Source organism: Frankia gtarii (assembly GCF_025403375.1).
Taxonomy (GTDB): Bacteria; Actinomycetota; Actinomycetes; order Frankiales; family Frankiaceae; genus Frankia; species Frankia gtarii.
The window spans coordinates 1-11,500 of record NZ_JAMPTM010000214.1; the positions used below are offsets into that span (position 1 = coordinate 1).

9 protein-coding genes are annotated in these 11,500 nt (G+C 73.4%); 3 read left to right on the forward strand and 6 right to left on the reverse strand.

Translation table 11 applies throughout. From position 1 onward, the window contains the following. Positions 1–163 precede the first annotated feature (163 nt). The gene (locus NBZ83_RS24040) at positions 164–952 is read left to right on the forward strand and encodes a class I SAM-dependent methyltransferase (RefSeq protein ID WP_261567620.1); all 789 of its coding nucleotides are present in this window, start codon (positions 164–166) and stop codon (positions 950–952) included. Here NBZ83_RS24040 and NBZ83_RS24045 read toward each other — a convergent pair. Beyond that, positions 945–2,456, reverse strand: a complete 1,512-nt coding sequence (locus NBZ83_RS24045) for a hypothetical protein (protein WP_261575851.1) — start codon at positions 2,454–2,456, stop codon at positions 945–947. The two genes, NBZ83_RS24040 and NBZ83_RS24045, sit on opposite strands and share 8 nt — an antisense overlap. Beyond that, positions 2,447–3,325 carry a glycosyltransferase family 2 protein gene (locus NBZ83_RS24050; protein WP_261567622.1) on the reverse strand — a complete coding sequence of 293 codons (879 nt, stop codon included), beginning with the start codon at positions 3,323–3,325 and terminating at the stop codon, positions 2,447–2,449. The genes NBZ83_RS24045 and NBZ83_RS24050 overlap by 10 nt, the downstream gene beginning before the upstream one ends. A gap of 194 nt (positions 3,326–3,519) precedes the next feature. Here NBZ83_RS24050 and NBZ83_RS24055 point away from each other — a divergent pair, with 194 nt between their 5' ends. Together NBZ83_RS24055 and NBZ83_RS24060 are read left to right on the forward strand one after the other, a co-directional pair. After that, complete coding sequence (locus NBZ83_RS24055) at positions 3,520–4,392, forward strand: class E sortase (RefSeq protein ID WP_261575852.1); 873 nt, start codon at positions 3,520–3,522, stop codon at positions 4,390–4,392. Positions 4,393–5,001: 609 nt separating this feature from the next. Next, the gene (locus NBZ83_RS24060) at positions 5,002–6,765 is read left to right on the forward strand and encodes a putative bifunctional diguanylate cyclase/phosphodiesterase (protein ID WP_308203823.1); all 1,764 of its coding nucleotides are present in this window, start codon (positions 5,002–5,004) and stop codon (positions 6,763–6,765) included. 9 nt (positions 6,766–6,774) lie between these two features. Here the strand turns inward: NBZ83_RS24060 and NBZ83_RS24065 are convergent, their stop codons facing one another. The 4 genes from NBZ83_RS24065 to NBZ83_RS24080 are packed head-to-tail and all read right to left on the reverse strand — an operon-like array spanning position 6,775 to position 11,223. Then, positions 6,775–8,385 carry a Gfo/Idh/MocA family protein gene (locus NBZ83_RS24065; protein ID WP_261567625.1) on the reverse strand — a complete coding sequence of 537 codons (1,611 nt, stop codon included), beginning with the start codon at positions 8,383–8,385 and terminating at the stop codon, positions 6,775–6,777. Continuing rightward, positions 8,382–9,056: an arsenate reductase/protein-tyrosine-phosphatase family protein gene (locus NBZ83_RS24070; RefSeq protein WP_261575854.1), complete on the reverse strand. Its 675-nt coding sequence runs from the start codon at positions 9,054–9,056 to the stop codon at positions 8,382–8,384. The genes NBZ83_RS24065 and NBZ83_RS24070 overlap by 4 nt, the downstream gene beginning before the upstream one ends. Continuing rightward, positions 9,053–9,904 (reverse strand): TylF/MycF family methyltransferase, encoded by an 852-nt coding sequence (locus NBZ83_RS24075; protein ID WP_261567627.1) that lies wholly within the window; start codon positions 9,902–9,904, stop codon positions 9,053–9,055. Before NBZ83_RS24075 ends, NBZ83_RS24070 begins: the two co-directional genes overlap by 4 nt. Continuing rightward, on the reverse strand, positions 9,901–11,223 hold the full coding sequence (locus NBZ83_RS24080; protein ID WP_261575855.1) for a lipopolysaccharide biosynthesis protein: 1,323 nt from the start codon (positions 11,221–11,223) through the stop codon (positions 9,901–9,903). The genes NBZ83_RS24075 and NBZ83_RS24080 overlap by 4 nt, the downstream gene beginning before the upstream one ends. Positions 11,224–11,500: the final 277 nt, after the last annotated feature.

Genomic DNA, 11,500 nt, shown 5'->3' on the forward strand with positions numbered 1-11,500 from the left:
GCCCGATTCCATCAGAGGCTCCTTCGCGGCCGACACGGGGCCGGCGGTGGTCCTGGCACGACGTCGACGATTATTCGTCACACCGGCGTTACTCTATGTGAATATCGGGCCTTGTTTCTGGGGTCGAGGACACGTGCCGTGTCGGCGGCGAAAGGAGTCGTACATGGAACTCGATCTGCGGTATCGCAATGGCGGCAATCCCGACCTGCTCGATCTGATCGACATCCGGCCCGGGCGGGCGCTCGACTGCGGCTGCGGGGCGGGGGACAACGCCCGGCTGCTGCGGGCCCGGGGCTGGCGCGTCACCGGTGTGACGATCGACCCCTCGGAGGGTGCGGCCGCGGGCGTGGAGTGCGAACGTGTCGAAGTCGCCGATCTCAACGACGGGCTGTCCTTCGCACCGGACGGCAGCTACCAGCTCGTCCTGCTCTCCCACATCCTGGAACACCTGGCCGAGCCCGCGCCGCTGCTGGCGGAGGCCCGCCGGGTCGTCGCCCCAGCCGGGCGCGTCCTGGTGGCGCTGCCCAACGTGCTGCACTATCGGCAGCGCGCGCAGTTCCTGCTCGGGCGCTTCGAGTACACCGAGACCGGGCTCATGGACTCCACCCACCTGCGCTTCTACACGGTGGACTCGGCGCGACGCCTGCTGGCGGACAACGGTCTGCGCCTTGTCGCCGACTCGACGACCGGTGGCCTGCCGTGGTGGCGAAGCCGCGAGGTGCTGCCGCGTGGGCTGACGCGCGGCGCCGACCGCCGGGTGCTCGCCCGGTGGCCGAACATGTTCGCGTGGCAGGCGCTGTTCCTCGCCGCCCCGGCCCCCGTGGCCGTGCCGGCGCAGAGCCCGGGGTCGTCCCGGCCACCGACGGGCATCCCGTGGGTCAGCGCCGAGGCCGGGGCCGGCTCACGGACACCGCCCCGGCGCCCGCGAGGGCGGGACGGGCAAGCTACGTAGGCCGCTGGCGACCCGTAGTCGGTCGGCTGCGCGGAGCCGACCGACCCAGGCGCGCGACGGTCGGGTGGCGCGGGGAGCGCCGCGGCAGCAGATCCGTCGCCACCCGGATCGCGACCAGGACGACGCCCAGCATCGCGACGGACCGCACCAGCGTCACGGTGGCGAGCACGGGCGGAGTGCCGACGTCGAGCGCCACCTGGATGAGCAGGATGCGGATCGCCACCATGGGTACCGTCGTCGCGGCACATCGCCGGTAGCAGGCGTCGAGGGCGAGCACCCAGCCGCAGATGAGCAGGGTCGCTCCGCCCAGCCCGAGGTTGAGCACCGCGTCACCGAAGGCGGTGATGGTCGAGAAGGTGGGCACGTCGCGCGGAAGCTCGAAGACCGCGTAGCTCACGGCGTGGCCGTAGTCGACCGGCGGCTTGTTCGGGTAGAGGAACCGGGGCGCGGCGCTGGCGGCCTGGTCGGAGAGAGCGACCGCCTGGCGGGCATCCGGATCGTGGCGCTGGTCGAGCGCCCGCAGCAGGTACGGGCGGTAGTCCAGCCGGCGGATGATCGTTTCCGGTGTCTGGCCCAACGAGACCTGCGCCGGGCCGTGCTGGCCGTGTTCGGCGCTGATCGTGGCGCGCACGGACGACCCGAGCAGGAACAGGGCGACACCCGCGGCGCCGAGCAGCACCAGCGGCGCCGGGTGGCGTGCGGGGCGCCGGGCGAGCGGGCGCCTGTCCCGCCGGCTGCGCGCCGGGCTCGCCGGGCGGTCCACCGCGGCGGGCCCGGGGGGGCCCGAGCCGGCCGGGATCGCCCTGTGCCCTGCGGCGATCACGACTGCCAGGCACATCACCGGCGCCGCGCCGCGGAAGCCGGTGAACGGCAGCGTGAGCAGGTGCAGCCCGAACAGGCCGGTGGCGGCGACGGTGGCGGCCGGCGGCGCTTCGGTGCGGTGCAGGACGACGACGGCCGCGGCGGCGAGGACGGGCCCGAGGGCGCCGAACAGCCCGACGTATCCGCCGCCGCTGCCGCCTCCGCTGACCTGGCTCGCCACCCCGACCGAGCCGGCGGCGATCAGGAGCACCTCGAAAGCCAGGCCTACCGCCGAGACCGCCATCGCACCGAGCGCCATCCGCAGGCTCGCCGCCGGTGTGGGCCCGGGCCCGGCTGTCGACCGGTGCCGGAGTCCGAGGCCGGCGGCCAGCACGACCGCGGCGATCCACAGGGCCGCGCAGGTGTCGGCCCGGCCACCGTCGATCACCTTGGTGTTCGGCAGCAGGACGTCGTGGGCCGGTGCCAGCCGCCCGGCGAGAACGAGACAGAGCACCACCATGGCCAGGTAGGCGGCGCTGAACCGGGACAACGCGCGTCGGGCGGCGACCGCACCAGCCACGGCGAGGGCGACGCACCAGTCGCCGGGCAGCCCGGCGGCGACCGCCGCGAACACGAGCGGCGGGGCGCCCAGCGCGGGCAGCGTCCCCGGCGGGTGGGGGACGTACGGTCCGGCTACCGCCATGCCGTCCAGTGGGCCGCGCGCGGCTCGTCAGCCCTCGGGTCGCCGAAGGGCGGCAGGGGACCGAGGCCGTCGAGCAGACCGTGGCGGACCAGCGCCGATGTTTCGAGTCCGCGCCTGCGCAGCAGGTCCAGCACCACGCTGCGGGGCAGGACGACGGCCGCGGTGGTGGCCGCGATCAGCACCGTGCGCAGCCGCCAGCCGCGGATGCGGGTGAACCACAGCCGGTTGCGCACGATGTAGTAGGCGTTGCCGCGGTGGGGGATCGTGGTACTGCCGGTGTGCCAGGCTCGCAGCGGGCTGAGCACGACGCTCCATCCCGCCTCCCGGACCCGGTAGCAGAAGTCGACGTCCTCGAAGCCGAGGAAGTAGCGGCCGTCGAACGGGACCCGCCGCAGGCATTCGGCCTTGATGAACATCACCGCGCCGGTGACCCAGTCGGCCTCGCAGGGCCGGTCATCGGGGGGGCGTCGGGCCCGCGGCGCGACGAGGACCGGGCTCAGCCTCGCGGAACCCGACTGCAGACCGTCGCTGTTGATCAGGGTGGGGGCGACGACCCCGATGTTGGTGCCGGCCAGCAGGTCCAGGCACGCTCGGATCGTCGCCTCGTCGATCCGGATGTCGTTGTTGACCAGCAGGTAGGCGCCGCCCGCCGGATAGTCCTGACTGGCGAGCGCGAAGGCGCTGCCGAAGCCGAGGTTGCGCGGCGGCTGGATCCACGTCACGGAGGTCGCCAGCTCCGTCGGCCGGGTCGAACCGTCATTGGCCACGACGGTGACCTGGGTGATCGACGGGCTCGCATCCAGGCGCTCCGCGAGTTCGACGGTGGGCTGGTGCGGACCCCAGTGGACGATGACCGCCACGATCTTCATCGGGCCCCCTGCCTCGGTCGAGCGGAGCGTGAATCCTGGCGGTTGCGCGCTGGCACCGCCGATCGGGTGCTGAGAGTAACAGACCTATGTCGCGCTGTAAGGCAAGGTGGAGGTGTCGGCCTGCCGGGGGGTGCGACCGTCGAGTACGCCATATGATTACTAGAAGTAGTCGAGCACTGTCATAGAGTGATGACGTGGCTGGTGCATCCTCGGTCCCGGCGGCCGAAGGCGAGCAGGGAACCGCGTCGAGCGGCCCGGCGGCGGACGGGATACCCGAACCCGGCCGGCCCCCCGATCCGGAGGTCGATGCGCCCACGCTGCTCGTCGAGAACCCGCCGTCGGTCGGTGAGCCCGCCCCCGTCGGCGGGCGGCGACGGATACTGGCCGGCCGGCTGGCCCGTGGGCTCGGTGAGCTGCTGATCACTGCCGGGATGGTCGTCGCGCTGTTCCTCGCCTACCAGCTGTGGGTCACCGACCTGTTCGCCGCGCGGACCCAGAACCGCCTGCATCATCAGCTCGACCAGGCCTGGCAGCGGCCGCCGGCGCCGCGGGCACCCGTCGGACAGCGGGCTCGGCCGGCTCCGCCGCCGCCGGTCGACCTCGGTGACGGGCTGGCGATCCTGCGGGTGCCGCGGTTTGGCCGGGACTATTCCCCGGTCGTCGTGGAGGGCGTCGCCGCTGCCGATCTGCGTCGCGGACCAGGACATATTCCGGGCACGGCCATGCCCGGTCAGCTCGGCAACTTCGTCGTTTCGGGGCATCGAACGACGTATGGAAAGCCGTTTAGTCGTCTTGATGAATTGAAGGTTGGCGATCCCCTCGTCGTCGAGGTGCGGGACCGCTACTACACCTACCGGGTCACCGGCTCCGAGGTCGTGACGCCAAACCGGGTGGATGTCACCTATCCGGTCCCCAAGCGGCCAGGAGTGGTGCCGACCAAGGACCTGATCACCTTGACCACCTGTCATCCGAAGTTTTCGGCGAGCCATCGGCTCATCGTGTACGGCGAGTTGGTCGACACCGCCGCGAAGTCCGCTGGGGTGCCCCCGGCGCCCAGGGGGGAGTGAGTGATGTACGCGTGGCTCTACCGTCACCTGCCCGGTTCACCTCGACTCCGACTGACCCTCGCAGCCGTTGCTGTGCTTGCTGTTGTCGCCTTGTTGATGTTCGTGGTCTTCCCCGCGGTAGAGACTGTGTTGCCGAATGGTCGAGTTACTCTGGGTGACTGATTGGGTGGATCTGTCGGCAGTCCGCTCCTCCATCGTCGGACCAGCGGATTAACCGAAATGGCCACGGTGTGGTCCCGCCGGTAACGGAGTGGAATTCGGTGACGCCTTCGGCGGTGATTAGGCCGAGCTCCTCCGCGGGAGCGGGTCGGGCGAGACCGGACGGCTGAGCCGATGCCGCCGGAAAGTCGGGCATCGGATACCCTGCGAACTGGGCCACGTTACGCTCGGATAGCGCGGGGATGGGCGTGGCCGACCGTCGGCCGGGTCGGCGGCGCAAGGGCATTGCGGGATCGGCTTCGGGGGAATTCGATGAAATGGCCGGATCGGATACGGCGTGGTTCGGCGCTTTGCCCCGGCGGTGAGGCGTCTGAACCCGACGGCTGCGGATCGTCACGCCGCCCGCCGGATGGAGCGGCACCCGGCGCCGGCGGCATCGCCCGACCGGCGGTGGTCGTTCTCCTCCTGCTGATCGTGCTCCTGCTGATCGTGCTGGCGCTCGCGGTCGGGTTCGTGCGCCCGCCGGGATTACCCGGCTCCGCCGGCGATGCTGGGGGCCGCGCCGGCGCGGTCGTGATCTCCCTCGCCGCGGTCACGGCGGTCACGGCGGTCGCCGCGGTCCTCATCCCCGTGGCGCGGCCGGGGATCGCTCGCGAGCCCGCCGGCACCGGGTGGGCCCCCTGGCGGGCTCGGCGGCGGCGCTGGGCCGGCGACGAACTGACCGGGCTCGCCGACCGCCGGCACTTTCTCGACGCTGTTGGCCGGAGCCTGGGCGGTGGCCACCGGGTGCGCGCCGTGACGCCGGTCGCGGTCCTGCTTCTCGACCTCGACCGGATGCGCGACGTCAACGGTGCCCTCGGCCACGATCAGGGCGACCGCCTGCTCGTCACGGTGGGCCGGCGCCTGCTCGCCGCCCTGCCCGGCTCGACCCTGCTCGCGCGGGTCGACGGCGACGCCTTCGCGGTGCTGCTGCGTGGCGGCGTCGAGTCCGCCGAGCGGCTCGCGACCGTCCTGCGGGAGGCCCTCGAGCCGCCGGTCCTGCTCGCCGGCGCTCCGGTCCGGCCCGACGCGAGCATCGGGATCGCCTGCTCGCCCGAGCACGGCAGGGCGGCGCTGGAGCTGTTCCGCCATGCCGAGGAGGCGATGCACGACGCCAAACGGTCCCGGTGCGGGCAGTCGGTCTACGCCCGCGCGCACCCTCCGATCAACCGCGCGCGGCTGCTGCTGCGCGCCGAGATACGCCAGGCCCTGGACTGCGGCCAGCTCGAGCTGAGCTACCAGCCGAAGGCCGACCTGCGCAGCGGCCGGATCAGCGGGGTCGAGGCGCTCGTCCGCTGGCGCCATCCGGTTGACGGGGTGCGCCCACCCGACGTGTTCCTCGCCGAGCTCGACCGCGCGGGGCTCATGCCGAAACTCACCGTGTACGTCCTCGATCAGGCGCTGACCGCCTGCGCCGGCTGGCACGCCGGGGGAGCACCGCTCACCGTCTCGGTCAACGTGCCGGCGTCGGTCATCGTCGACCGCGCCTTCCTCGGCGTGGTGCGCGCGGCGCTCGCCCGCCACCGGCTCCCGCCGTCGGCGCTGGTCATCGAAGTCACCGAGGACAGCCTCATCGAAGCCCGGGAGGCGGCCCGGCACACGCTCACGGGGCTGCGCAGCCTCGGCGTGCGGGTCAGCCTGGACGACTACGGCACCGGTTTCTGCTCGCTGACCTACCTGCGCGAACTGCCGGCGGACGAGGTGAAGCTGGACCGCACGTTCCTGCGCGATCTTGACCGCGACCCCGCGGCGGTGGAGATCGTGCGCTCCACGGTCTCGCTCGCCCACGCGCTGCGGATGCGCATCGTCGCCGAGGGGGTGGAGACCCAGCGGTCCTGGCAGGCGCTTGCGGACTGGCAGTGCGACGAGGTACAGGGCTACTTCGTCGCCGGGCCGATGGCGGGCGACCGGGTCGTCGGCTGGCTGCGGGAGTGGGCTGCCAGGCTCACCGTCCCCCCCGGTTCCGGGACGGCGGCGGCCGGTGTCCTGGTCGGCGCGGGCGTTGCGCCGGGTGCTGCCGCGGCCGCCATCCCGGCGTTGGCCGCGCCACCGTCGGCCACCGCTCCGGTGCCGCGCCCGGGTCAGTGGCCGCCCGGCCTGCGCGGCACCCCGGCGCCCGCCGCGGCCTGGCGGACGGCCGGCTACCGGGTGCAGACCGACCTCGCGGCCTCCTGAGGCGTCCGCTCAGGAGGCCGGCCCCTGCCGGGCCGCCGCCGCGTCCAGACGCAGCGTCAGCTCGGCGACCGCCCTGATCTCCTGCGCGCTCTCGCCCGGGCCTCCCGCGACGAGCCGCGCGCAGATCCCGCGGTACATCGCCGGGTAGCTGTCGAGCCGGTTGACGCGACGGCGGCGCAGGATCCGCGAACCCGACTCGGCGGTATAGCGGGCGCCGTCGACGATGGTCGCGGTCACCCCGTTCGCCCGCAGCTCGGTGTGCTCACGCAGGCCGTAGCGGCTGCCGCCGGTGCTGGTCAGCACGAGGGAGAGGATCGCGTCGTTCGCGAGTTCGACATACACGGTGAAGGTGCCTGTGCGGGCGGAGGCGACGGTGGCCCGGCGCACCGGGGCGAAGTCGTTGAGCCACAGGAAGTGGTCGATCCAGTGGCAGCCGTTGCTCACCAGCCTGGTACGTGAGGCCGGCCAGCGGTACCAGTGCCGGGCGGGCAGCGGTTCCTCGTACACCACCGCGCTGTAGACCATCGGCTCGTGCGTTCCGTCGAGGCGCAGATCATCGCGCAGCCAGGCGTTCATCGGCGAGTGGCGGCGCTGGAAGCAGGCGAACAGGCGCCCACCGCCGTCGATGAGCTTCGTCAGCTCCTCGAGGTCCTCCTCGGTGGTCACCACGGGCTTCTCGACGACGGCCGCCGAACCGCGGCGCAGCGCCGCGCGGGCCAGCGGCGCGTGGGTGTGGTGGTAGCCGGCGATCAGCGCGACGTCCGCCGGCTCGTCGTCGGCCGGCAGCGGCGAGGTGTCCCACGACCAGCGGTCCGTGCGCCGGGCGCCGATCTGCACGGGATCTATCTCGTGCACCCGGATCAGGTCGAGGTGCTCGCCGATGTGCGGGACGATCTGGGTCTTGGCGTAGTGGCCGAGCCCGAACAGCGCCGCGGTGGGGCGCCCGGCGCTGGCCGTCGGGCGCCGCCGTGTGCTCGTCGCGATCGGGCTGGCGCCGGCGAGCAGCCGGTCGTCCGGCCGGGTTCCGCGCCACTCGACCGCCAGCCAGGCCACGAGCCGGTCGACGGCTGCCGGGTCCAGGGTGATCCCGGTCATCGGCGTCCAGCCGATCAGCGCGTCGTCGACCGTCGGCGGCGAGGTCGCCGGCCGCGCCCGGCTGACGATCCCGGCCCGGCCGGGCCCGACCGGCTGGGGGATGTCGACCCCGTGAACCGGACGGACCAGGTTACGGTGCACGACGACCCGCTCCATACACGCCGGGTGGCAGGGCGCGACGAAGGCGACGGGTGAGCCGGCCGCAGGCACGTCCGTGGCAGGCACGTCCGTGGCAGGCACGTCCGCCGGGGACCGGTCCGGTTCGACCGTGCCCAGCCCGACCCCCACGTACCGCCGGTTGCGGTCGCGTTCCCGCAGCCGGCTGACGGTCTTGCGGGCGACGGCCCGGGCCCCGAACTCGCGGGTGTAGGCGACCAGCGCCCGGGAGCTGCCTGACCGCACGAAGTACTGGCCGTCCACCGGTACCAGGGTGATCCAGACGGACGGCCGGACGCGGACCTGCCCGGCAGTCGGGGTCTCGTCGAGGTAGCCGTCGACCCAGCGGTCCGCGATGAGGATCCTCATCCCGCCGCTGATGCTCGGCCGGCCGGCTGGACGAGGGATGCCCTGGCGAGCAACGCCATCGGGCCCGACAGCGCCTCGTCGATCATCCGGACGCAGGCCTCGAACGCCTCCCGACCGCCTTCGAGCGGATCGGTCAGGTTGTCGGACGAGGCCGGCACGGCGTGGCCCGCGCCCCGCGCGCGCCAGGCGGCGGCGGTCAGATACTCCCCGGCCAGCCGCGGCTCACCCGGCGGGAGGTCCGCGAGGCGCACCCCGGAGGTCAGCCGGCCGAACTCGCGCACGGTGAAGGTCCGGCGCAGGGCGCGTGGTGCGAGGGCGACCACCGCCGAGCGGTGCTCCCGGGCCGCGCCCAGGATCAGGTCGCTGGCGTCGACCAGCTTCTCGGTCAGCGGCCGGGTGCGAAACGCCGTGGGGTCGACGCCCCGCCCGTGCAGCAGTGCCGCGGCGTGCGGGTGCATCGGTGTCGCCCGCTTCGCCAGCAATCCGGCGCTGTGGAACACGGGCGCCGCGGCGACAGCGCTGAAATGGACGGCCGCAAGGTGCTCGGCCAGCGGCGAGCGGCAGAGATTGCCGGTGCAGACCAGCAGCACCGTCCACGGCCGATGCTGCTCGGTCGGCTCGCCGGGCACGTTCGGCCGGGCAGCGTTGCCGGGCCAGGCGGTGCCGGTCATGCCGGTTGGGACGCGCTGGCCCGGCGCCAGTACACGCCCGTCCAGTCCACCTGGTGGATCGGTTCGGACACGCCGTGGGCGGCCCGGTAGTCATCCACGGCCGCCCGGCAACCGGGAACCGCCCCGTAGTCGTCGACGATGCAGTAGCCGCCGGGGGACAGCTTCGGGTACAGCGCGCCGAGCGCGTCGATGGTGCTCTCGTACATGTCACCGTCGAGGCGCAGCAGCGCCAGGCGTTCAATCGGCGCGCCGGGCAGCGTGTCGCGGAACCATCCCGGCAGGAAGCGGACCTGGTCGTCGAGCAGGCCGTAGCGGCGGAAGTTTTCCTGCACCTGGTCGACGGAGACGGCGAGGGCGGAGTGCTCGTGGTGGCGGTCACCGGCGTCGGCGGCGTAACGCGGGTCGGGCACCGGCAGCCCGGTGAACGAGTCGGCGACCCACACCGTGCGGTCGCTGACCCCGTAGGCCGCCAGCACCCCGCGCATCAGGATGCAGGCCCCGCCCCGCCAGACGCCGGTCTCGATGAGGTCACCGGGGACGTGGTCGCGGATCACCTGCTCGGCGCACTCCTGGAGGTTGCGCATCCGGCGTTCGCCGGTCATCGTGTGCGCGAGTCTCGGCCAGTCCCGCCCGTCGCCGCGGGCGTCGGGTGAGGCTCTCTTCACGATCTCCACTCCCTGGCGCTCGGCGGCCCGGGCCAGGATGCGCCGGGCACCGCCGCGGGCCTCCCACACGCTGCCGTCCTCGCCGTCCCACAGCGAGAAGGTCAGGGTGGACCGGAGGAGGTCGAGGTACCGCGCCGTGGTTTCGGGCAGGTCCTCGCGGGTGACGGTCGGCGTCGTGGTCATCGTCGCTCCTGAAGGGGGGAGAGATCGGCGGTGGATTCGGCGGTGGATTCGGTCGCGGTGCGCGGCATGGGGATCGCGGCGTGCGCGTGACCTGCGGGGTCAGCCGGGGTGCTGCGGGCGAACAGGCGGGTGCAGGCGACGTAGAGAGCGGCGGCGGAGGCGGTGTAGGTGGCGCCGGAGACGGCGGCCACCCCCGGCAACTCCCCGTGGTGCAGCGCGACGACGAGCCCCAGCACGGTCGCCAGCGCGACCGGCACCTGTACGGCGAGCACCGTGCGCGCCGAACGGAACCCGAGCAGCACGTGGATGAGCAGGTAGTCGACCGACTGGGGGATGGCGGCGAGGACGAGGATCCGGGTGGTCGTGACCGCCGGGGCGAAGTCGGCGCCGTACACCACCCGGATGCCCAGCGGGGCGAGCAGCGCGACCGGCGCGGCGACCGTCCCGGCGATCGCGAGCGTGGCCAGCACCGCCCGGCGCACCGTGCGGGCCCGCGCGCGCGGGTCGACCATGGAGCGCAGCCGGCTGAACACGACCATGCCCGTCGCCTGGCAGATGGTCGCGCAGGCGGTGGCGAAGGCGAGCGCCACCCCGTAGAACGCCACCTCGTGGGCCGGCCGGAAGGTCGCGACGAGCAGCATGTCGAGCTTGTAGATGAGCTGGGCGCCGACGACCGTGCCGTAGGCCCCCAGCGCGCAGCGGACGAAGGCGCGTCGCGGCAGCAGCGCGCCGACCCGCGGGCGCCGCTCGGTGGCGCCGGTCCTCTCGGGACGCAGCACGATCAGGTGGTAACCAAGCGGGGGCAGCAGTGCCGTGAGTGCCAGCGCCACCATCCAGTGGCCGGGGTCGCGCACCCCGCTCGCGGCGAACAGGACGAACGCGCCGAGCGTTGCCGCCGCCGGGACCAGCCGCACGAGCTGGAACTCCCCGCCCATCCGCCCGCGGCGCTGGGCGAGTCCCGCCGCGTTCGATCCGACTACCGTGGCGGCGGCGAAGCAGGTCGCACCGATCACCGCGACGGCGTCCCAGTGAACGTCGCCGCGGCGCACGACCGCGCCGGCCGCGGTGGCGGCGAACAGGGCGCCGCCCGCCGCCGCCACGGCGCCCGCGTGCGCCAGCAGGGGGCCGAGCAGGCCGTCGTCGTCCCCGTCGTCGGTGACCAGCGCCTGGGAGACCCCGAGGCTGAGCACCATCGCGAGCATGCCGGCCCAGGTCTGCAGGGTGAGCAGCTCGCCGCGGCCGGTGGGCCCCAGCGCCCGGGCGGCCAGGGCACCGGTGGCCGTGCCCAGAATCAGGGTGCCGGCATTACCTGCGAGCACCGGGATCGTCGCCCGCGACAGTCTGGCTGGCGCCTCGGAACGGGTCATCGCGGCCGCGCCGACGCGGCGGCACGCACGGCCGTCGGCCGAGGGGTGGATGCCATGTGCGTGTCGCGCCTCCTGGGGGGCCGGTCCGAGCGACCGGCCGGCGGCGGGCCGCCTCGAGCGCCAGTCTTCACGATGCGTATTTGTTATTCAACGCACTGTAGATATGTGTCGCGGAACCGGCCGCTCGTCCGGCCTCGGCGAGGCGGCGAGGGGACGAGGGGGCGAGGGG